This is a genomic window from Kitasatospora sp. NPDC048286 (assembly GCF_043201735.1).
Taxonomy (GTDB): Bacteria; Actinomycetota; Actinomycetes; order Streptomycetales; family Streptomycetaceae; genus Kitasatospora.
This window is the reverse complement of sequence record NZ_JBICZE010000003.1, coordinates 241,542-264,110: the sequence shown is the minus strand read 5'-3', so window position 1 is coordinate 264,110 and position 22,569 is coordinate 241,542. Positions and strand designations below refer to the sequence as shown.

Annotated in this window: 12 protein-coding genes and 1 pseudogene; 3 read left to right on the top strand and 10 right to left on the bottom strand. The window is 74.8% G+C overall.

Going from position 1 to position 22,569, the window contains the following annotated elements:
• Positions 1–135: 135 nt before the first annotated feature.
• Both ACGF13_RS08925 and ACGF13_RS08920 read left to right on the top strand, forming a co-directional pair.
• A complete protein-coding gene (locus ACGF13_RS08925; protein WP_392870699.1) occupies positions 136–3,174 on the top strand; it encodes a hypothetical protein in 3,039 nt (1,012 codons plus the stop codon).
• A 59-nt stretch (positions 3,175–3,233) separates the two neighbouring features.
• Positions 3,234–4,115 carry a chitosanase gene (locus tag ACGF13_RS08920; protein ID WP_392870696.1) on the top strand — a complete coding sequence of 294 codons (882 nt, stop codon included), beginning with the start codon at positions 3,234–3,236 and terminating at the stop codon, positions 4,113–4,115.
• A 51-nt stretch (positions 4,116–4,166) separates the two neighbouring features.
• Here ACGF13_RS08920 and ACGF13_RS08915 read toward each other — a convergent pair whose 3' ends face one another.
• The 5 genes and pseudogenes from ACGF13_RS08915 to ACGF13_RS08895 all read right to left on the bottom strand — a co-directional run bounded on the left by ACGF13_RS08915 (position 4,167) and on the right by ACGF13_RS08895 (position 11,083).
• On the bottom strand, positions 4,167–4,673 hold the full coding sequence (locus ACGF13_RS08915; RefSeq protein ID WP_392870693.1) for a hypothetical protein: 507 nt from the start codon (positions 4,671–4,673) through the stop codon (positions 4,167–4,169).
• Positions 4,674–4,767: 94 nt separating this feature from the next.
• Positions 4,768–5,418, bottom strand: coding sequence for an LPXTG cell wall anchor domain-containing protein (locus tag ACGF13_RS08910; protein ID WP_392870691.1), 651 nt, complete (start codon positions 5,416–5,418; stop codon positions 4,768–4,770).
• 202 nt (positions 5,419–5,620) lie between these two features.
• Positions 5,621–7,333, bottom strand: coding sequence for a SulP family inorganic anion transporter (locus ACGF13_RS08905; RefSeq protein ID WP_392870688.1), 1,713 nt, complete (start codon positions 7,331–7,333; stop codon positions 5,621–5,623).
• A 28-nt stretch (positions 7,334–7,361) separates the two neighbouring features.
• Positions 7,362–10,103, bottom strand: coding sequence for a cation-translocating P-type ATPase (locus tag ACGF13_RS08900; protein WP_392870685.1), 2,742 nt, complete (start codon positions 10,101–10,103; stop codon positions 7,362–7,364).
• Between the two features lie 10 nt (positions 10,104–10,113).
• Positions 10,114–11,083, bottom strand: a pseudogene (locus ACGF13_RS08895) (polyphosphate kinase 2 family protein).
• Between the two features lie 395 nt (positions 11,084–11,478).
• Here ACGF13_RS08895 and ACGF13_RS08890 point away from each other — a divergent pair.
• Entirely contained in the window at positions 11,479–12,864 is a 1,386-nt protein-coding gene (locus ACGF13_RS08890) for a cellulose binding domain-containing protein (protein ID WP_392870682.1), read from the top strand.
• 70 nt (positions 12,865–12,934) lie between these two features.
• On the opposite strand, the gene ACGF13_RS08885 is transcribed toward ACGF13_RS08890, so the two are convergent.
• The 5 genes from ACGF13_RS08885 to ACGF13_RS08865 form a co-directional block, all read right to left on the bottom strand.
• Complete coding sequence (locus ACGF13_RS08885; protein ID WP_392870679.1) at positions 12,935–14,281, bottom strand: NtaA/DmoA family FMN-dependent monooxygenase; 1,347 nt, start codon at positions 14,279–14,281, stop codon at positions 12,935–12,937.
• 147 nt (positions 14,282–14,428) lie between these two features.
• Positions 14,429–15,460 (bottom strand): NAD-dependent epimerase/dehydratase family protein, encoded by a 1,032-nt coding sequence (locus ACGF13_RS08880; RefSeq protein ID WP_392870676.1) that lies wholly within the window; start codon positions 15,458–15,460, stop codon positions 14,429–14,431.
• Between the two features lie 16 nt (positions 15,461–15,476).
• Positions 15,477–16,055 carry a flavin reductase family protein gene (locus tag ACGF13_RS08875; protein WP_392870673.1) on the bottom strand — a complete coding sequence of 193 codons (579 nt, stop codon included), beginning with the start codon at positions 16,053–16,055 and terminating at the stop codon, positions 15,477–15,479.
• Positions 16,052–16,549: an acyl-CoA thioesterase gene (locus ACGF13_RS08870; RefSeq protein ID WP_392870671.1), complete on the bottom strand. Its 498-nt coding sequence runs from the start codon at positions 16,547–16,549 to the stop codon at positions 16,052–16,054. The genes ACGF13_RS08875 and ACGF13_RS08870 overlap by 4 nt, the downstream gene beginning before the upstream one ends.
• Positions 16,549–22,431 carry an SDR family NAD(P)-dependent oxidoreductase gene (locus ACGF13_RS08865; RefSeq protein WP_392870668.1) on the bottom strand — a complete coding sequence of 1,961 codons (5,883 nt, stop codon included), beginning with the start codon at positions 22,429–22,431 and terminating at the stop codon, positions 16,549–16,551. The genes ACGF13_RS08870 and ACGF13_RS08865 overlap by 1 nt, the downstream gene beginning before the upstream one ends.
• Positions 22,432–22,569 lie beyond the last annotated feature (138 nt).

Below are 22,569 nucleotides of genomic sequence, written 5' to 3'. Positions count from 1 at the left end.
AACCGGGTGCCCGGCAATCCCGTGTAGCTGGGCGAGGTCCGCCCGTGCGGGCCCTGACGACCGACCAGGGAGGCAGACGCCAATGGCCGAGGGGGAGCCTCGCCGGACATCCGCCGGAGCCGTCCGGAGGCCGCGATGAGCGCGGCCGGGAGCGCCGAGGGCGCCGCGGCGGACGGGGACGCACCGGCCCCGCGGCGCTGGTTCGGCCGCCGCGCCACCGCGCCCGCCGCCGCCCCCGCCCGCCGTGGCGCCGGCCGCTCGATCCTGCGCGTGCTCGGCCCGCACTTCGTCATCGCCCCGCCCGAGGTGAGCGACGACGAGCTGTCGGCGGCCATCGGCGCCCTGCGGCCGGTCCCGAACGCGCTGGTCGTGGTGGCGGCGGCGACGGACGCGGCGCCCGTCCTGCGCGAGCAGATGGCCGAGCTCGGGATGATCGCCCGGGCCCGCGGCGCGTCCAGCCTGATCCTGGCCGCCTCCGGGCTGGCCGCCGTCGGCCCCGGCGGCCGCCGCCCCGCCGAGGTGGTGGCCGACAAGGCGGGCATCACGGTCGTCGCCCCGGACGGGATGGTCGCCGTCCAGCCCGACGGCACCCTCAAGGTGACCGCCCCGGACGGCTCCGCCGAGCCCGCCACCTGGTGGAGCTGCCCGCCGGGAGGCCGGGCCCGCCGGCTGCGCGAGACCGTCGCCGCCACCGCCCCGGTCGACCCCGGGCCCGCGCTCCCCGCGCCCAGCCCGCCGTCCGACCACGGCCCGCTGGCCGCGGCGGGCGCCGGACGGGCCGTCACCCCCGCCGGGACGGGCACCCTGCCCGCCTCGGTGTCGGTCCACCGACTGGCCACCGGCTTCTGGCTCAACCACGTCACGGCCCGGCCCGAGGGCCCGATGCCCTTCCTGCAGCAGCTCGCGACACCCCCCGGGACGACCCCCCTGCTGGTCGGCACGCCCGCGGCGCCCGTGCTGGACCCGCAGGAGTTCACCGAGGCCGCGCTGTCCCTGCCGGTCGGCTCCGAGCAGCTCATGGTCAGCGCGCCGTGGGCCGACCCGGGCGCGGCCGCCCTGCTGTCCGGCAGCCTCGCCGAGCGGCTGGGGCGCCCGGTCCACACCGCGGTCGGCCTGCCGGTCGCGGGCGGCAGCGGCTACACCACCGCCGTGCTCGACCACCGGGGCGCCGCCTCCTGGGAGCCGTACCTGCTGCGCCTCAGCTCCTCCGGCCGGCACGAGGCCGTCAGCTCCGCGTGGCGCAAGGGCGCCGCCGGCTGGGAGACGGTCGGGCCCGGGCTGTTCCGGGCCTTCCCATTCTGGTGCCTGGAGGCCGTACCGGCCGGGCTGTGGCTGCGCCCGGAGCCGCCCTACGCCTGGGCGCCGCGCTACCTGCGCCCGGACCCGGCCCGCCCGACGATCATCGTCGGCGAGCAGGCCAGGCTGATCCCGCACCACGTCTGGGAGGAACTCGGGGCCATCCTCGACGAACTGCCGGCCCCCGGCGCCCGGGGGTACGGGCTGCTGCTGCACGGGCTGCTCGACGCCGCGTCGGCGAGCAGCGCCCGGTTCTTCGCCCGGATGCACGGCCTGGTGTGGCTCAACCCGCCGACCCGGCCCGCCGCCGGGGACCCGGCCGGACCGCTCGGCGCCGGCGGCGCGGCCCACGCGCCCTACGCGCTGGACGGCTCCTGGACCGGGGCCGTCCCGGTGCCGACGGCCGAGCGGTTCGCCCTGTCCGCGCCCATGCCCCAGCCGGTGCAGGCGCCGCCGACGCCGCAGCCGACGCCGCAGCCGGCACCCCAGCCGACGCAGGCCGGTGCGGCGCCCGGGTTCACCGCCCCGGCGGCCGCCGCGACGGGTACCACGACGGGCACGGACCCCGGGCCCGCCACCGAGGCGGCCCTCCCCGCCGAACCGCCGGTCGGGCTGCCGACCGCGCCCGTGGGCCTGGCCACCAGCGGTGGCATGCCGGCCGGCGGTGCGGGCGAGGCCCGCCGGCCCACCACCGGCGGAACACCCGAACCCGCCTCCACCGGCGGGGAGTCCACCGCCACGGCCCCCGGCGGGCCGGTGTCCGCCGGACTCGGCACCGAGCCGCCCACCCGCCGCCCCGCCACCGACGGGACCCCCCAACCGGACTCCCCGGGACGGGAGTTCACCGTCGAGGCGGCGACGCGGAGCGTGCCGACCACGGCGACGGCCGCCGAGCGGCCGGAGCCGCGGGCGGCGGAGCCCGTCCCGCCGCCGGCGCCCTCGCCTCCGGTCGCCCCCGCCACCCCGGAACCCGAGCCCGAGCCCGCATCCGAACCCGAGGCCGAGCCCACGCCAGCCCCCGAGCCCAAGCCCGTATCCGCCGCCGTCGCCGCCCGGTACTTCACCCCCGCGGACGTCCTGCCGCTGCCCCCGGTCAGCGCCGCGGAGGACCGGGACGCCCTCCGGCTGCTGCTCGGCGAGCACTACCACCGCTGCGCCGGGCGGGTGGAGCCGGCCGTCACCCGGCTGCCGGGCCTGCGGTCGACCGGCCAGGACGACTTCAAGTCCGACCTGGTGGCCGTACTGCTGCACCACGAGGACTCCGGCGTCCCCGCCGACCGGGCCGCCCTGCTCGCCGAGGCCCGCGGCGGCGCCGCCGGCCCGCTGCGCCCGTACCTCGCCTGCCTGGGGTCGGGCCTGCGCCGACTGCCGAGCCACCACGGCGCGGTGCTGCTGGGTGCCGACCTGGCGCCGGAGGCGCTGGAGGCGTTCCCGGTCGGCCTGGCGCTCCTCGAGCCGGGGCCGGTCGCCGGCCTGGCCTCGCCCTCGGCCGAGCTGGGCGCCCCGGTCGAGTTCGTCGTCTGGTCCACCACCGGCCGGCGGACCGCCGCCTTCGGCGACGACCGGGAGGTGCCCCAGGTCTCCTTCCCGCCGGGGACCGGCTTCGTGGTGGTCGACGTCGCCCCCGGGGACGGCGTGGCCCGCCCGGCCCGGGTGCTGCTGCGCGAGGCCGCCGGCCCGGCGGCCGGCCCGGACGCCGAACGTGACCGCAGCGCACGGGACAGGCTGCGCACCTGGCTGGAGCGCCGGGACAAGGTGGCGCCGGCCGACCGCCGGACGGTCCCCCGCCCCGAACGCTTCCGCCTCACCCCGGGCGCGCTCCTCCCGGAGCCGCCCGCCCCCGCGGCGCCCGATCCCACGGCGCCCGATCCCGCTTAGGGCCGGGCCGGAATCCGCCGGACACCGGCCCCGCCCAGCCCACCGAAACCGGAGAACGCATGCCACCCGCACACGCCCGTCCGACCCGGCCCCGGGCCCTGCACATCGCCATGGCCGCGGTGCTGATCACCGCCGTCACCGCCACGGTCGCCAACGCCCGTCCGCACCGCACCACCCAGCCGCCCGCGCCCGGGGCCACCTCCTCCGCCTCCGCCAAGTCCGACACCGGGAACGGCCTCAACGACCCCCACCTGAAGGACATCGCCCAGCAGATCGTCTCCAGCGCGGAGAACTCCTCGCTGGACTGGAAGGCCCAGTTCGCCTACATCGAGGACATCAAGGACGGCCGCGGCTACACGGCCGGCATCATCGGCTTCTGCTCGGGCACCGGCGACATGCTCGACCTCGTCGAGCACTACGAGAAGCTCAAGCCCGGGAACCCGCTCGGCAAGTACCTCCCGGCGCTGCGCAAGGTGAACAACTCCTCCTCGCACGCCGGCCTCGACCCGGACTTCGTCGGGGAGTGGAAGAAGGCGGCCCAGGACCCGGTGTTCCAGCAGGCCCAGACGGACGAGCGGGACCGCGTCTACTTCAACCCGTCCGTGATGCAGGCCCAGACCGACGGGCTGCACGCCCTCGGGCAGCTGATCTACTACGACGCCATCGTCATGCACGGCCCCGGCAACGAGCCGGTCAGCTTCGGCGGCATCCGGGCCGCCGCCATGAAGAAGGCCAGAACCCCTGCCCAGGGCGGCGACGAGAAGGCCTACCTGGCCGCGTTCCTCGACGCCCGCCGGGCCGCCATGAAGACCGAGGCCGCCCACGAGGAGACCGACCGGGTGGACACCGAGCAGCTGGTCTTCCTCAAGGCGGGCAACCTCGACCTCAAGCCCCCGCTGGCGTGGAAGGTCTACGGCGAGTCGTTCAGGATCGACAGCTGACGGGCACGGGGGCGGCCGCACGCGCGGCCGCCCCCGTCGCCGACTCCGCCGTCACCAGCCGGTGGTGGCCCTCCCCGGCTCGTACGGAACCGTCCGCTCGGCCGGCGTCTCCCGCCGCGGCGCCGCCCACCGGCCGTCGGACCCGGGATCCGAGCTGGTCCTGACCAGCGGCGTCGAGGCCGGGCCGATCGCCCCGGCCCGCTCCCGCCGCGGGGCCGGTGCCTCGGCACCGAGCGCGTCGAGGCGCAGCACCAGGTTGCGCGGCAGGTCGTCGGCCGGGACGCCCGGCCAGTGGCAGTCCCGGGCGCGGACCTCCCGGCTGCGCAGGCCGCCGGTGACGGTCACCGGGCCGGGCACCACCTGGACGTCCGGCCGCCATCCGCCGCCCGGCCAGAGGTGCTCCAGCCGCAGTTCCCAGGTGTCGGCGTCGACCACGAGCGACTCCCCCACCCTGCCGGGCAGCACCAGGGTGCCGTACGGGGCGACCACCACCGCCCGCTGGTCGAAGTCGGCGTCCTTGCCGGCCACCGTGATCCGCCAGGATCCGTCGACGAACATCTCGCTCCCCAATCCGAGTACGGGCCCTGAACCGCGGGGCGCCGGACCGGGTGGGTACCCGGCCCGGCGCCCCGGGTCACTTCATGACGATGCGTCAGGCGCGCTTCCTGGCGCCGATCCTGCGCGCGGCGAAGACCAGGCCCGCACCGGCGGCCAGGACGGCGCCGCCGGCCACGGCGAGCGGGGTGTTGTCCCCGCCACCGGTCTGGGCCAGGGCCGGCGCGCTGCTCGTCCCGGCACCGGGCGTGGCGCTCGGCGTGGCGGCGGGCGCGGCCGGGGTGGTCGCCGGAGGCGTGGCGCTCGGCGAGGCGGGGACCGACTTGGTCGGCGTCGGCGCCGGGGTGGTCGGGGCCGGGGTGGCCGGGACGGAGGGCGTGGTGCTCGGGGTCGGGGTGGCGGAGGGGCAGAGCGGGACGTCCGCGACCTTCTTGTCCACGTGGGTGTCCGCCAGGGTGTAGCGCCAGGTGTCGCCCTTGCCCGAGTAGCCGACGGTCACCTTGACGGTGGCGTTCGCCTCGATCCGCCCGTGGTACTGCTCGGTGCCGCCGACCAGGCTCAGGGTGTAGTCGCCGGCGGCCTTGTAGTGGTTGCCGAGGACGAGCTCGACGTGGCCGGCGTCCGCCCGGCAGCCGATCTCCAGCGAGGCGTCGCTGGGCTTCCAGGCGAAGGCGGTCCCGGTCCCGGCCAGGGCGAGCGCGGCGACCGCGCCTCCGGTGACCGCTGCAGCCCGGCGTACGTGCTTCATCTGTGCTTCTCTCCCAGGGAGTTCGTGGTGCGGGTATCGCCTCGCGCGCCCCCGAGGGGGGGAGACGGGAACGCGCGAGGCGGTGAGCCCGGACCGCCCCCGCCCGCCGTGGCGGCGGCGAGGGAGGGGCGGTACGACGCGGCTCTCTCCCTCGAACACGGACGGCGCGCCCGTCCGGTTCACCGCTCCCGGAATCCCGCCCTCATCCGCCGTCGCCCGCCCAGGCGCGGTAGGCGGCCACCGCGGTGGGCAGGGTGGGGAAGATCCGGTCGGCGCCGACGGACTCGCTCAGGCCGTACGCGTCGAGTTCGTCGCGCAGGTCCCGCTTGACCCGGGCGAGGGCGAAGACGATTCCGCGCTCGGCGAGTTCCAGCCGCAGGGCGTCCAACGCGTCCAGCGCGGTGATGTCCACCTCGACGTTCGCCTCGGTGTTGAGGACGAACCACCGTACCGGCTCCGGCTGTTCGGCCAGGGCGGCGAGCGCCCGCCGGTGGAGGTCCTCCGCGTTGGCGAAGAACAGCGGGGAGTCGTAGCGGTAGACGAGCAGGCCGGGGACGGTCCGGGCCTCGGGGTAGTCGTCGACGTCGTGCATCCCGGCCACGCCCGGCACCAGGCCGAGCACCGCGTCGTGCGGTCTCGCGACCCGGCTGAGCAGCTCGGTCACCGACAGCCCGACCGCGACCAGGACGCCGTAGAGGATGTCCAGGGTCAGCACGCCGACCATGCACCCGAGCGCCAGCAGCAGCTCACGGCGCCGGAACGAGGCCAGCCTGCGGAACCCGGCGAGGTCGATCATCCGCAGTGCGGCGAACACGACCAGGGCCCCCAGGACGGCGTCCGGCGTGTCGTGCAGCAGCGGGCTGAGGAACAGCAGCACCGCGACCACGCCGACGCCGGCGGTGAGCGCGTACAGCTGGCTGCGGCCTCCGGCCGACTCGGCCAGGGCGGTGCGGCTGGCGCTGCTGCTCACCGGGAAGCCCTGGAAGAACCCGGCGCCGAGGTTGACCGTACCGAGGCCCAGCAGTTCCTGGTTGGCGTCCAGCCGCCGCTCCTGCCCGGGCTTCTCGAAGGCCCGCGCGGTGAGGATGAAGTCGGTGTAGCCGACCAGCAGGATGCCCAGCGCGGGCAGCAGCAGCCGGTTCAGCTCGCTCAGGTCCGGCAGCGCCGGGCGGGGCAGCCCGGCCGGGATCTCGCCGATCACCGCGAGGCCGTGGTCCTTCAGCGAGAACGCCGCCGAGATCGCGGTGCCGAGCACGACGGCCAGCAGCGGTCCCGGCAGACGCGGGAGGAGGCGGGCCACCAGGAGCAGGAAGAGCAGGGTGGCGGCGCTGAAGGCGACCGTCGGCAGGTGGGCCTCGGTGATGTTCGACGCGAAGGACGTCAGCTGCGGGAAGAACCCCTCCCCGCGCACGTCGATCCCGGTGAGCTTGGACAGCTGGTCCACGATCATGGTCAGTGCCACGCCCGCGAGGTAGCCGATCAGCACCGGCCGGGAGAGCAGGTCGGCGACGAAGCCGAGCCTGGCCAGCCAGGCCACCACGCACAGCAGGCCGACCACGACGGCCAGGCTCGCGGCCAGGACGGCGTACCGGGCGGTGTCGCCGCCGGCCATCGGGCCGACCACGGTGGCGGTCATCAGCGCCGTGGTCGACTCGGGCCCGACCGACAGCAGCCGGGACGAGCCGACGAGGGCGTACAGCACGATCGCGGGCAGGATGGCCCACAGCCCGGTGACCGGCGGCAGGCCCGCCACACTCCCGTACGCCATCACCTGGGGCACCAGGTAGGCCACCACCGTGGCACCGGCCACCAGGTCGCCCCGCAGCCAGGCGCGCCGGTAGCGGCGGAGCACCGCGAGTCCCGGCAGGGCCGGCACGACGCGGCGCGGGCCTCGGTCGGGGGCACCGGCAGCCATGCGTCTCCTCAGGGGCTCCGGAACGCCGTCACGGCCGGGGGTCGGGCACCGCGGCGCGGGCGGCCGGCGTTCCGCGGGCCGCGAACTTGCCCAGTTCCCACAGCAGCAGGAGGGCGACGGCGGCCAGCAGGGCCCAGCCGAACTGCCGGGCGTCGATGTCGGTGGTCCCGAGGATGCGGTGGAAGGCGTCCATCTGGGTGACCAGCACCGCCAGGACGAACTCGCCCAGGGCCGCCAGGTTCATCTGCCTGCTGTCGAAGGTGTGGACGGTCAGCGCGGTGGCGCGCTCGCTGCGGCACTCGTAGGCCGCCACGATCAGGCAGAGCGCGAAGGCGGTGAACGCGATCGAGTTGCCGACGTGCGCGCTGTGGTAGCGCACCTCGCCCAGCTTGATCAGTCCGAGCAGGGCCACCGTGATCGCCAGCCCGGCGAGTCCGACGGTGACCATCACGGGCCTGGTCAGCACCGTCTCGCCGCGCGGGCGCGGGGTGCGCCGCATCAGGCCGGGGCTCTCCTGGTCGAAGCCCAGGGCGAAGCCGAACGGGGCGTTGACCACGAAGTGGACCCACAGGACCTGCGCCGGGGTGAACGGCTCGCCCGCGGCGATGTTCAGGATCGTGGCGCCGAGGAAGGTCAGCACGAACGTCACCAGCAGCACCAGGACGAACCGGATGTACTTGGTGAGGTTGTCGTAGAGCTTCCGGCCCTCCGCCACGGCGTAGACGATGGTGGCGAAGTTGTCGTCGGCGAGGACCATGCGGCTCGCGTTCTTCGCCGCGTCGGTGCCGCTGCCCATGGCGATGCCGATGTCGGCGGCCTTGATCGCCGGCGCGTCGTTGACGCCGTCGCCGGTCATCGCGACCACGTCGCCCTTCTGTTTGAGCGTGGCGGCGAGCAGCACCTTGTGCTCGGGCGCGACCCGGCCGACGACGCCGATGCCGTCGATCCGGGCCAGTCGCTCGCGCTCCGGCAGGGCGGCGAAGTCGGCGCCGAGGACGGCCTCCCCCTCGATGCCGAGCTTGCGGGCGATGGCCGCGCCGGTGGTGACGTCGTCGCCGGTCACCATCCGGACCCGGATGTGGGCGGCCTGCGCGCTGGCGACCGCGGCCCGGGACTCCTCGCGCGGCGGGTCGACCATGGCCACCAGGCTGGTCATCCGCAGGTCCCGGACGTACGCCAGCAGGTCGCCGTCCGGGTCGAAGTCCGCCGGTTCCAGGTCGCGGACGGCCCCGGCCATCACCCGCAGCCCCTCGCCGCCCATCCGCTCGGTCTGCGCCAGGGCGCGTCCGCCGAGGTCCGCGTCCCAGGGGACGACCACGCCGTCCGAGACGGCCGAGGAGGCGCGGGCCGTGACCGCGGGGGCCGCGCCCTTCACGAAGCACCGCACCACCGCCCGGCCGTCCGCGTCCTTCGCCTCGTTGAAGCTGGCCATCAGCTTGTAGCTCGGGTCGAACGGCAGCGTGGCGAGCCGGAGGAAGCGCTCCCGGGTGCCCTCGATGTCCAGCCCGGCCTTGTGGCAGAGGACGAGCAGGGCGCCCTCGGTCGGGTCGCCGACGACCTCGCCCTCGACCAGTTTCGCGTCGTTGGCGACCAGGTAGGGCAGCACGGCCTCCTCGATGCTCGGGGCGGAGCCCGCCGCGTGCTGGATCCGCCCGTCGAGGCGGTAGCCGGTGCCGGAGACGGTGTAGCGGTCGGTGGGGCTGAGCACCTCCACGACCGTCATCTGGTTCATCGTCAGGGTGCCGGTCTTGTCGGAGTTGATGGCCGAGGTGAAGCCGAGGGTCTCGACGGACGGCAGCTCCTTCACGATCGCGTTGCGCTTGGCCAGGTTGAGGCTGCCGACGGAGAGGATGACCTGGCTGACCGTCGGCAGCGCCTCCGGGATGGCCGCGATGGCCAGCGAGACCGCGCTGACGAAGAGGGCGTCCCACGCCTGGTCGCGGCTGCGGCCGAGCACGAACATCACGACCATGGTCAGACCGGCCGCCGCCGCGATCCACAGCGTCAGCGTGTCGAGTTGCCTGGTGAGCGGCGACTGCTCCTTCTCGGTCGCCGACAGCATCCCGGAGATCTTGCCCAGTTCGGTGCCGGCGCCCGTCGCGGTGATGACGAGCAGCCCGCTGCCGTGGGTGACCGGGGTGTTCATGAACGCCATGTTGGTCTGGTCGCCCGGACCCAGCGGCTCGGCCGGCAGGGTGCCGGCGTCCTTGGCGGCGGGGACGCTCTCGCCGGTCAGCGCCGACTCGTCGATCTGCAGCGCGCTGGCCTCGACGATCCGTCCGTCCGCCGGGACCTCGTCGCCCGCCCTGACGAGCACCACGTCGCCCACGACCAGCTGCTCGGCCGGGATCTCCGCCTCCGTGCCGTCCCGCCGCACCCGCGCGGTGGCCTTCATCATCGATCTCAGCGCGTTCATCGCGCTCTCGGCCTTGCCCTCCTGGCGCAGGCCGACCACCGCGTTGAACAGCGTCAGGACGATCAGCAGGACCCCGGTGCTCCACTCCTTGATCGCCAACGAGACCACCGCCGCCGCCAGCAGGATGATCTGCATGTAGCTGCGGTACTGGTCGAGGAAGCGCAGCCAGTCCGGCCTCGTCTTCTCCTCGGGCAGCGCGTTCGGCCCGTCGGCGGCGAGCAGTTCGGCCGCCCGGGCGGCGGTGAGCCCGGCCGCCGGGTCCACCCCGAGCGAGGCCGCGACCTCCCGGGGCGGCCGCGCGTACCAGGGGGCCGGGGCCTCCTGCGGGCCGGACGGCCCAGCCTGATCCGCCATTCTTCACTCCTCAGGGTCCGGGAACGGCAAGGTCCGTGGATGTCGGGGTCCGCGCGTACGGGTCACCCGCGGGCGTTCCCGGGGGCCTCCGCCTCCAGCCGGCGCTTGGCCGCGCCCAGTCCCTTCCGGGCCTGCTCGTCGAGCGTGGGGAACTGCGGATCGATCCCGATCAGGGTGTGCGCGAGCACCGCCGCCGCGCAGATGCGGGCGAACCACTTGCGGTCGGCCGGCACGACGTACCAGGGGGCCCACGGCGTGCTGGTGGCCGACAGCATGTCGGAGAACGCCTCCTGGTAGGCGTCCCAGTACTCGCGCTCGCGGAGGTCGGCCTCGGAGAACTTCCAGTTCTTCTCGGGCAGGTCGATCCGCGCCAGGAAGCGGCGGCGCTGCTCCTCCTTGGAGAGGTTCAGGAAGATCTTCACCACCTTGAACCCGTTGTCGGTGAGGTAGCGCTCCCAGTCGTTGATCTCCCGGTAGCGGCGGTGCCAGACACCCGGGCCCTTCGCGTCCTGCGGCAGCTTCTGCCGGTCGAGGTTCTCCGGGTGGACCCGCACCACGAGGACCTCCTCGTAGTGCGACCGGTTGAAGATCCCGATGTCCCCGCGCGCCGGGAGCCGCTGGGCGTACCGCCACAGGAAGTCGTGGTCGAGCTCCTCCGTGGAGGGCACCTTGAAGCTGCTCACGTGCACGCCCTGCGGGTTCACCCCGCTCATGACGTGACGGATCGTTCCGTCCTTCCCGCCGGCGTCGAGTGCCTGGAGGCAGAGCAGCACCCCGTAGGTGTCCTGGGCCGCCAGCCGCGCCTGGTACTCCGAGAGCAGCGACACGCCGGTGCGCAGCAGCTCGACGCCGTCGCGCTTGCGCATGCCCGCCTTGTACCGGGGGTCGAAGTCCTCCACGAGGTCCACCCGCGAACCCGGCTTCACCCGCAGCGGCTTGATGAACTTCGCGATGCGCCTGGCCGTCTTTCCGTCCGACATCGTCCGTACCGGTTCCTCTCGGGTCCGGCGGGCATCACGAGGCCCGCCGTGCCGTCCCCGTCCGCGTCGGTGTCGTCGACACGGCGGAACCGGGACCGACCAGGGCGGGAGAAGTGCTACCTGCCACGCTGTGGCCCCCTGACGGCGGTGTCAATCCGGCGGTGTCCTTCCGGGGAGACGCCGTGGCAGCCCCGCCGTCGGCCACTGCCGTCGGCCGCTCCCGGCGGCGCACGGCCGGGTTCCGGCCGATCCGCCGGGGCGGGGTTGACGGCCACATTGGTCTATGCCACTTTCTGATCGCGCGGCCCGCCACCTCCTCCCCCACCGCCGAGGTGGGACCGGGCTCCCCTCCGCCGGAGCCGCGCGCCGACCCCCACGTCAGGAGAGGAACCCCCATGGACACCCGAAGCAGCCGCCGGCGCCCCCGCGTCCGCGCGGCGCTCGCCGCCGCCGTCGCCGCCGGGCTCGGCGCGAGCCTCCTCGGCGCCCTGCCGGCCGCGGCCGCCGGCGAACCGCTCACCGTGCGGTACCGCAACGGCGGCAGCGGCAACGCCCAGGCCTCGCCGTGGCTCAAGGTCGTCAACACCGGCTCCGCGCCGGTCGCGCTGAGCCAGGTCAAGCTGCGCTACTACTTCACGGCCGACGCCCCGCCCGCCGGCTACCGCTTCGCCTGCGACTGGGCCGTCCGGGGCTGCGCCAACGTCACCGGCACCTTCGGCACCGTCACCACCCCCGGCGCGGCCGCCGACCGCTACCTGGAGATCGGTTTCACCGCCGGCGCCGGGACGCTGGCCCCCGGGGCGGACAGCGGGGACCTGCAGCTGCGCTTCCACCGCTCCGACTGGCAGCCGGTGGAGCAGGGCGACGACTACTCCTTCGGCGCCGAGCAGACCGGGTACGCGGACTGGGCCAGGGTCACCGCGAGCGTCGCCGGCGTCCAGGTCTGGGGCACCGCCCCCGGCGGTCCCGGCGTCCCGGCCGGCCAGGTGCTCTTCGACGACCTCGACTACACCGGCCACGACGACCCGGCGCTCGCCGCCCACGGCTGGAACGCGCGCTCCGGCGGCGGCGGACCGGGCGTGGGCGGGGCGAGCTGGGCGGCCGAGAACGTCACCTTCGCCCGGCAGGCCGGGAACTCGGTGATGACCCTGCGGACCACCACCGCCGGGACGGCGGAGTCCACCCGGCAGAGCGAGTTCCACAGCCGGGCGACGAAGTTCCGGTACGGCACGTACGCCGCCCGGGTCCGCTTCGCCGACGCCCCGGTGACCGGCCCGGACGGCGACCACCTCGTGCAGAGCTTCTTCGCGATCAACGACCTCAGGGCCCCGATGGCCGACGACTACTCCGAGTACGACTTCGAGTACCTGCCCAACGGCGGCTGGGGCGAGCCGTCGAACATCTTCTTCGCCACCTCGTGGGAGACGTACGGCCCCGAACGCTCCGACAACGTGTACACCACGTCCCGGAGTTCGTTCGCCGGCTGGCACGACCTCGTCCTGACCATCGACGCCGGCGGCATCGTCTACCACGTCGACGGCGTCGAGTTCGCCCGCCACGACGCCCGGTACCTTCCGGAGCGGCCGATGGTGATCGCCTTCAACCAGTGGCTCACCGACCTGGCCGGCCACGCCGGCACCGAGGAGCGCGCCTACGAGGAACAGGTGGACTACGTCCTGCACGTCAAGGACCAGGTGCTGAGCCCCGCCCAGGTGAACGGCGCCGTCGCCGCCTACCGCGCCGCCGGGACCTCCTTCACCGACTCCGTCCCCGCCTCCTGACGACCGAGGGCCGGACCCCGGGGAACGGGGTCCGGCCCTCGGCGCAGGATATCTGACGGTCCGTCAACCATCAGTGCCGGTACCGCGCGGCCGGGTGGCTCGCCGGCAGCGCCCGGTCGGACGCGCCGGTCAGCCGCTCGCGCAGCGACTCGCCCTCGGTGTACTCGCCGCGGAGGACGCCGCGGGCGCGCAGGACCGGCAGCACCGACTCGACGAACTCCGTGGTGGAGGCGGGCTGCACGGTCGGCGAGAGCAGGAAGCCGTCCAGGTCGGCGCCCTCCGCCAGGGCGCAGATCTCGTCGGCGATCTCCTCGGCGGTGCCGACCACCGGGCGGGCGCCGACGCCGTGGGTGTGCCAGTCGGCGAGCACCTCGCCGACGGTCCGGTCCGCGAACCGGGCGACCTGGGTCCGCGACAGCTCGGTGGACAGCTCGGACATCGGGGTGTCCGGCGGGTACGAGGACAGGTCGAGGCCGGTGAACATGGCGTAGCTGGCGACGGCGACCTCCGGGCGCTGGGCGTCCAGGACGCGCTGCCAGCGGCGTTCGGCGTCGGCGGTGGTGGCGCCGAGCACACAGGAGAACGCCGACATCACCTTGACCTCGTCGGCGCGCCGGCCCGCCCGTACGGCCTCCTCGCGGATCGCCGCGGTGTGCCCGGCGAGCTGCTCGACCGTGCCGCTGCCGACGAACATGCACTCCCCGTGCCGCCCGCCGACCCGCCGCCCGGCCGGGGAGGCGCCGGCCTGGAACAGCACCGGGGTGCCCTGCGGGGAGCGGGCGGTGTTGCCGTAGCCGTGCGAGCGGAAGTACGGGCCCTCGTGCTCGACCGGGTGCACCTTGGCCGGGTCGGCGAAGCGGCCGGCCTTGTCCTTCTCCAGGGCGCCGGGTTCCCAGGCGCCCTCCCAGTACTTGTAGACGAGGTCGAGGAAGTCCTCGGCCATCCGGTACCGGTCGTCGTGCGCCACCATGTCCATGCCGAAGGCCTTGACCGCGGTGTCGGCGGTGCCGGTGGTGACGATGTTCCAGCCGATCCGGCCGCCGGACAGCTGGTCCAGGGTGGCCAGCCGGCGGGCGAACGCGTACGGCGGCTCGACCAGCACCGAGCCGGTCACCACCAGACCCAGGTCGGTGGTGCTCGCCAGCAGCGCCGAGGCGATCACGAACGGGTCCAGGCGCGGCAGGTCGAGGGCCTCCTCGGTGGCGATCGGCGGGCGCACCCCGTCGATCTCCGACCAGCCCCAGGCGTCGGCCAGGAAGAGGAAGTCGAGCTTGGCGTCCTCGCAGAGCCGCGCGATCCCGCGCCAGTACCCGAGGGTGTCGAACAGGTGCCGGCGGCTGTCGGGGTGACGCCAGGTGGCGGTGCCGCTCGCGTTGGTCTGGGCGTTGTCGAACAGGCCGAGCCTGAGGGTGCGCATGGGTGTTCTCCGTTGCACTGGTGACGCCGGGACTGCCGGGTCCCGTCAGGGTGCTACGGAAACGGTGGGGCGTCGAGCAGGCCGACGGCCGGCCGCGGCGGACTCGGGTCCGCCGCGGCCGGCCGTCGGATGGCCGTCAGAGGTGTCTCAGTCCTTCCCCTCCCCACCGAGCAGGCCGGCCTGGGCGGCGGTCAGCCGGCCCTGGGCGTGCAGCCAGCGCACCGTGTCCGCCATGGTCTCGGCGGTCGGCCTCGGGGTCAGCCCGCCGGTGCTGGCGGCGGGGTCGACCGGGGTCGCGCAGGCGCAGGTGTAGACGGCGCCGTACTCGGCGGGGATGTGCCAGGGCCAGCCGCGCTGGAGCAGGGTGGCCAGGGCACCGACCGGCAGCATGGCCCGGGCGGGGAGGAAGGCCGCGGGCAGGCGCCGCCCGGTGACCTCCCGCAGGGTCCGCACGTACTGCCGGGTGGGCAGGTGGTGGCCGGGCCCGAAGTGCCGGTCGGAGCCCGCCCGCGGCGCGGTCAGCAGCCTGGCGTGCAGCCGCGCGGTGTCGCGGACGTCGCCGACCGGGAAGCCGCCGAGCGGCCAGATCGGCATCAGCCCGCGCAGGGCGTTGCGCAGCCGGGCGTTCTGGTCGCCCAGCCCCGGGTCCCGCGGGCCGAGCAGTGCGGGCGGGTAGCTGATGACCACCGGCGCGCCGTCCCGCTGGTGGGCCCGGGCGATCCGCTCGGCCGCGGCCTTGGTCGCCATGTACGTGTCCCGGGGACGGCCGACCGGGGAGTGCTCCCCGAGCGGCCGTCCGGGGGACGGCAGCAGGGCGACGATGCTGGAGACGTGGACGACCGGGTCGGCGCCCGCCCGGCGGGCGGCGGCCAGCACCAGCTCCGTCCCCCGTTCGTTGGTCCGGCGCATCCGCGCGTTGTGCCGGCTGTCGAAGGAGTACACGGCGGCCGCGTGGAGCACGGCGTCGGCGCCGCGCACCGCGCGGGCCGCGCCGCCCTCGTCGGTCACGTCCCCGACGACCAGGTCGACGGCGCCCGGATCCACCTCCAGCAGGCCGAGGGCCCGCTCCGCCGCGGCCGGGTCGCGGACCAGCATCCGCACCCGGTGTCCGTCGCGGACCATCGCCGCGACGGAGTGGATGCCGACGAACCCGGTGCCGCCGGTCACGCTCACCAACATCGAGCCCATCCCCCGCTCAGCCGATCCCGTCCGGGTTCGCGCCGATGCCCCGGTGGAAGGCGCCGCGGTAGAACAGCAGCGCCTGCCGGTCGTCGGCCCAGTCCGCGGCCAGCACCTCGCCGAGGAAGATGGAGTGGTCGCCGCCGTCGTACTGCTCGGCCAGCTTGCACTCCAGCCAGGCCAGCGAGCCGGCCAGCAGCGGGGCGCCGGTGAACGGTCCCGGCTGCCAGTCGAGGCCGTGGAACTGCTCGGCCCCGCGCGGCCTGCTCTTGTTCGCGAAGTACCGTGCCAGCGGCTCCTGTTCGGCGCCGAGGACGGAGACCGCGAAGGACCTGGTGACGGTGATCGCCTCGTGCATGGTCGCGGAGCGGGCCACGCAGCAGAGCACCATCGGCGGTTCCAGGGAGACCGAGCTGAACGCGTTGGCGGTCATCCCGTGGACGTACTCGCCGCCGGTGGTCATCACCGTGATCCCGGTGGCGAACCTGGCCATCGTCTCGCGCAGGGCGCCGGGCAGGACGGCCCGGTTCTCGGTGGCCGGCGTCCGTACGTCCGTCGGCCGGGTGTTGACCGGCAGCCGGCCGTTGCCGATCACAGCGCCCGCCCCGTCTCCACCGGCCCGCCGGGCGCGGCCTGCGCCGCGAGGGCCCGCGCGACGGCCGGCCCCTCGGCGTACGGGGCCAGCGCCAGGCGCAGTTCCTCGGGCACCCGGGCGGGGACGGTGGCCGTGTTCGGCCCGCGCATGCACGCGATCCGCTGCCGGCCGCGGGCGACCAGGTTCTCCTGTTCGCCGTCGATCCGCAGGTAGTCGAAGGTGAACTGGATCTGGGTCTGGGTCAGTTCCTCCAGGCGCATCCGGACGGACAGCTCGTCGAAGGAGGTGATCTCGGCGAAGAAGTCGCACTCCACCTTGAGGGTGAACAGCTTGAGGTCGTCCTGCAGTTCGGCGAGCACTCCCGGCGCCTTGTCCTTGAGGAACATCTCCCGGCAACGCCCCTGCCAGCGCAGGTAGTTCACGTAGTAGACGTTGCCGACGAGGTTGGTCTCCTCGAATCCGACGGTGTGCCGGATCTCGTAGTAGGACGACATCAGTTCTCCTTCCCGACGAGGACCGCGAAGAGCACCGGCTCCGTGCGGTCGTTGACGGTGGTCACCCAGGTGGCGACGGCCGCGTCACCGGCGGACAGCACGACCCAGCCGCCGGAGTGGACGCGGTCGAGCGTCAGCGCCTGGGTGGTCGCACCGGACTTGCGCAGGCACTCCAGCGCGCTCCAGACCCTGGTGCCGGCCACCGCCGGGCTGCAGCCCACCTCGGCCACCAGCAGGTCCCGCAGGGCGAGTTGGCCGGCGCCCAGCAGCGCGTCCCAGTCCTCGGCGGTCCGCTCCAGGACGGTCTCGACGTCACACGCCAGCCGCCCCCGCCCGGCCACCGCCAGGGTGAGTCCGGGACCGTGCGAGGCCGACACGGTGACCCCCTCCAGCCCGGGCGCGCCGGCGAGTTCGGGCTTGCCGTCCGGGCGGTGGCGCAGTTCCACCGGCCGGCCCAGCGCCCGGCCGAGGGCGGTCTCGGTGCGGGCCCTGCGGTCGCCGTCCGCGGCGCCGGTCTCCGCCGCGGCGTCCGCCGCGGGTTCGACGACGACCGCGCGGCTGCCGCCCAGCACCCGTTCCAGGCCGCGCTCCAGGTACGAGCCGAGCATCGCGGGCACCCACGGGCCGGCGCCGTCGCGCTTGCGGACGGCGACCAGGGTCAGCCCCTCCCAGCGCTCGACGACCTTCCCGGACGGGGTCCGCACGTCGACGTCGTAGACGTAGCTGTCACCGTCCTGCGAGCGCTCCCTGGCGTCGAGCACCACGTACTCGGTGTCCTGGTCGGCCGGATCGGCCAGCCAGAGCCGCTCGATGCCCTGCGGCAGCAGGGTGGCGTCCGGCACGCAGCACTGGATGGCGTGCATCATCGCGTCCCGGGTGCCGGGGTCGGCGAGCAGCTGGTCCTGCGGCAGGTAGGCCGCGAACCACGGCGCCTGGGCGGTGGTGGAGATCTCCGCCAGCGCGTGCCGGGCGCTGGCCCGCCGGTACTCCAGCAGGCGCTGGAACCGCTTGCCCTGGAAGAGCACGCTGCCGTACAGCTCGGTCACCGGGTCCACCGGCACCGCCGGCAGGCCGAACCCGTCCGGCACCGGGGTGCCGGGCACCTCGGTCCTGGGGTAGCGCAGCCGGGCCCGGAAGTGGTCGGCGGCGAAGTCGGTGCCCTCGCTGCGCAGCACCACGTCGACCGTTTCGGGGTCCCGGACCAGGGCCGCGATCCGGATGGTGGTCGAGCCGCCCGGCCGGACCACCACAGGGCGGCGGAACTCGACGTCCTCCAGCAGCGGCGGGCCCTGGTGGCCGCTCACCGCGGCGGCGACCTGGGCCATCGCCTCCATGCCGAGCACGGCCGGGAAGAGCAGGTCGTCCTGGAGCCGGTGGTCGCTCAGGTACGGGTCGCCGCCCTCGGTCAGCTCGGTCTCGGTGATCAGCTCGATGTCCGGGTGGTGTGCGACCACCCGCTCCACGAACCTGGTCAGCGGCAGCTCGCGCCGGGCGGTGGTGAGGGTCGGCAGGCCGCCGGCCCGGCCGCTGACCACCAGGACGGGGCCGGCCGACGGGTCCGCGAGCACCTCGCGCAGCACCTGGATGCCGTTCTCGGTGGAGATCGGCGTGATGCCCTCGCGGATCAGCGCCTCGACGACGCCGAGCCGTTCGCCCATACCGGCGCCCGACCAGACGGACCACTCCAGGGCGATCGCCCTGGCCTTCGGGTGGCGCTCCTGGAACCGGAGCGTCAGCTCGGTCATCCAGTCGTTGGCGGTGGCGTAGTGCGCCTCGCCGCGCAGTCCGGCCCGGCCGATGATCGAGCCGAAGGTGATCAGCAGCTTCAGGCGGTCCGGTTCGACGGCCGCCAGGACCGCCTCCAGTCCGTCGGTCTTGGGCGCCAGGGTCCGGTGGAAGTCCTCGACGGTGAGCGCGTCCAGGGCGGCCGGCTGGTTGCGTCCGGCGCCGTGCAGCACCGCGGTGACCGGGCCGAGCCCGCTCTCCAGCAGGGCCACCGCGGCGGCGATCTCCTCGGGCGAGGTCACGTCGGCGCGGGCGTACCGGTAGCGCAGGCCGGCGGCGTCCATCCGGGCGAGGTTCCCGGCGAGTTCGCGGTCGGCGGCCGGATCGGCGCGGCCGATCAGGGCCAGGGCCGCACCGGAGTCCTGGGCCATCGCGATGGCGCACTCCGCGGTGATGCCCTTGCCGCCGCCGGTGACCAGCAGGACGTCCCGGACGTCGAGCGGGGACCCGCCCTCGGCCGCCGGACGCAGCTGCAGCGGCCGGAGCACCGGGACGGTGCGGCGGCCGTCCGGCTGGTACCGGACCTCCGCGAAGCCGGCCGTGGCGGCGGTCTCGGCGACCACCCGGGCCACCGCCTCCTCGCGGGCCGCGCCCTCGGGGGCGGTGTCGGGCAGTTCGACCACCGTGGTCGGGACGGACGGGTGCTCCAGGTGCAGGGTCTTTGCCAGCCCGGCGGCCCCGAGCCGGCGCTGGACCACGACCAGCCGGGTACCCTCGGGGGCGGCCAGCACGGCCCGACCCGCGGTCAGGAAGAGTTCCGCCTCGTCCGGTCCGCACGCGTCCGGGAGGCAGAGCAGCACGCCGTCGCCGAGGCCCGCCGCCGCGAGCGCGGTGCGCAGCGGCTCGGCGAGCGGGTGGCCGGGCGTGCTGTACGCCGTCCAGGCTCCGGCGGAGTCCTGGGGGCCGGACTGCGGCCAGGCCGCCGGGGTCGGCAGGGCGGGCCGGGCGGCCTCCAGGTGCTCGACCGCGAAGGGCCGCACCCACGGGGCCACGCCAGCGACCTCGGCCGCCGACTCGCCGCCGTCCTGCGCGGTGTCCGCCAGCTGGTCGATCAGCTCCGCGATCCCGCCGAGGTTGACGGTCGCGTAGTTGGGGGTCGCGGCGAGCACCGGCCGGCCGAGCGCCCGGGTGACGTCGTTGACGATCTGGCCGATGGTGATGGAGCTCAGGTGCAGGTCGTCCATCGGGTGGGTCTGCGCGGTGACGGAGTCCAGCGGCAGCTCGACCCGCTCGGCGGCGAGCCTGCGCAGCAGCTCCAGGGTGGAGTCCGCGCCGGTGTCCGCGGCGCCGGGCTGTCCGGCGGGCGCGTCCGCGGCCTGGCCGCCGTCCTGCGCGGCCAGCTCCGCGTCGATGGCCGGGGCCGCCTCGCAGGGGTTGGCCAGGAAGGTCATCGCGCCGTCGGCCGGCAGCGGCCGGAGCAGGCGGTCGCCGAACAGCGCCTGGGTCCGGACGGGCACGCCGAGCACGTACGCGGCGCCGGCGATCCGCAGCAGCGGGCCGAGCGAGGCGCTGTCGGTGTCGACCGCCAGGGTGGCGCGGTCCGGTGCGATCTCCGCCAGCAGGCCGGACAGCACCCGGCCCGGGCCGACCTCGACGACCAGGTCGGCGCCGTCGACCGCCACGGTGGCGGCCTCCTGGAAGCGGACCGGGAGCAGGACCTGCTCTCGCAGCACCTCGCGCAGGTCGGCGGACGGGTCCAGGAGCCGGCCGGTGACGGTGGAGGCGATCGGGCGGACCGGCTCGCCGAAGTCGAACTCCGCCAGTTCGGCCGCCATCGCGACCGCGGCCGGCTCGACCAGGGGCGAGTGGAAGGCGTGCGAGACGTTCAGCCGGGTCGCCGTGACGCCCTCGGCCGCGGCCCGGCGGCAGACCTCGTCGACCGCCTCGGCGGGGCCGGAGAGCACGGTCTGCCGGGGCCCGTTGTAGCCCGCGACGACCACGTCCAGTCCGGCGGACAGGGCGGCCGCCTGCTCCGGGGTGGCCGCCAGGCCGGCCATCGCGCCGCCGCCGTGGCTGGCCCGGGCCATCACCTGGCCGCGGATCGTGGCCAGGCGCACCACCTGCTCCTCGTCCAGCGTGCCCGCCCAGTGCAGGGCGGTCAGCTCGCCGAGGCTGTGGCCGACGGCGGTGTCGGCCCGGATGCCGAGCGCGTCCAGCACCCGCAGGGCGGCCAGCGAACCGGTGACGATGCGCGGCTGGGCCACCTGGGTGGCGACCTGGTCGGCGCCGGTGGGCAGGGCCGAGGAGCGGAACACCTCCTCCGCCGTGGCGAACCGGCGCCGGATCGCGCCGACGGCGCCACGGCCCGAGCCCTGGCCCGGGAAGAGGTAGGCGATCCGGGGGGCGGTCCTGGCGCGGCCGAGGAAGACTCCCTCGCCGGCCGAGAAGGCCTCCCGCGCACCGGAGTCGAGCAGGGCGAGCAGCCGCTCCAGGCCGCGCACGGCGTCGTCCGGGGTGGTCGCGACGACGGCGGCGCGCACCGGGCCGCCGGACAGCCGGTCGGCCAGTGTGCCGGCCAGGTCCGCCAGTTCGGCCTGGGCCAGCTTCGGCACCAGGTCGAGCAGCCCGGTCAGCTCGGTGCGCAGCGCGGCCGCGTCCGGGCCGTCCAGCAGCAGCAGTTCGGCGTCCTGGCGGCCGGCGACCAGCCGGGTGGTGTGCTCGTCGAGCGCCTCGCGCCGGGTGCTGCCGGGGGCCTGGGTGACGGCGACGTGGGTGTTGATGCCGCCGAAGCCCATGGCCGACACCCCGGCCCTGACCGGCTGGTCGGCCGGCCAGAGTTCGGCCTGGCGCGGGACGTACATGGCCGCCTCGTCGCCGAGCAGGCCCGGGTGCGGGTCGAGGTGGCCGGTGCCCGGGGGGATCACCTGGTGGTGCACGGCGAGGGTCGCCTTGATCAGGCCGGCCACGCCGGCGGCGGCCTTGGTGTGCCCGAAGTTCCCCTTGACCGTGCCGAGCGCGGCCGGACGGGCCGTCGGGTCGGCGGTGCGGCGCGCGGAGGACAGCGCCTCGATCTCGGTCGCGTCGCCGAGGGCGGTGCCGGTGCCGTGGCCCTCGAAGTACGAGACCGTCTCGACGCCGTAGCCGGCCCGGTGGTAGGCGCGGGTCAGCGCCAGCCGGTGCCCGCTCGCCTCGGGCCGGGTGATGCCGCCCTTGCCGTCGGAGGAGACGCCCCAGCCGCTGATGCTGGCGTAGATCCGCCGGCCCTGCGCCAGCGCGTCGCGCTCGCGCATCAGGACGAGCATGCCGGAGCCCTCGCCGGGCCAGAAGCCGTTGGAGTCCCGGTCGTAGACCTTCATCTCGCCGGTGGCGAGGGCGCCGGTCTTGGCGAAGCCGATCACCTCGAACGGGTCGATGGAGAGGTCGACCCCGCCGGCGACCGCCACGTCCAGTTCGCCGTCGGCCAGGGCCTTCGCCGCGGTGACGACGGACAGCAGGGAGGAGGAGCAGGCCCCGTCGACCGTGTAGCCGCCGCCGCGCAGGTCGAAGTGGTTGCAGATCCGGCCGGCGATGGTGTTGGCGAGGCCGCCGGCCAGCGAGTCCTCGTCGATGGCGGGGAACGGCGCCTTGTACTGCGGTTCCAGGTCCTGGAGGAACTTCGCCACGTCCCCTTCGGACCAGCCCTGGCCGGTCAGCGCGGCGGCCACCGTGCGGCGCACGTACGGCCACCGCAGTCGCATGATGTTGGCCCGCGAGAATTCCCCGGTGAGGCTGTTTCCGACGACCACCCCGGTGCTCTGGTGGGGAAGTCCGGAACCGTCCGGGAATCCGGCGTCGGCGAGCGCTTCGGCGGCCACGTCGAGGGCCAGCCAGTGCGTCAGGTCGGTCGCCCGGTACGTGCTTCCGGCGACGCTGTATTTGATGCGGTCGAAGGCGTAGTCCCGCAGGACCGCGGCTTTTTTCGTGTAGTGCCGGTCGGGCGCGCTACGGTCCTCCGACCAGTAGTCCGCCTGGTTCATGCGCTCGTCCGGCAGCTGCCGGAAGGCCCGCCGACCACCCAGTACGTTCTCCCACAGTTCGCTCGCCGAATTGGCGTCCGGGTAACGGAGGCCAATTCCCACGATAGCGATCCGCTCACTGCTCACGTATTCACCACCCATGGAGATGAATTGACGGCAAATCTGTTGCCGACTCGACACGCCTGCACTGTCGTCAATAGTGCGGCGGCGACCGTCCGGCTGTCTTCTCCGAGTTTGCTTTCCGCCTGGTGGGGGGCGGTGCTTTTCCATAACGGTGTG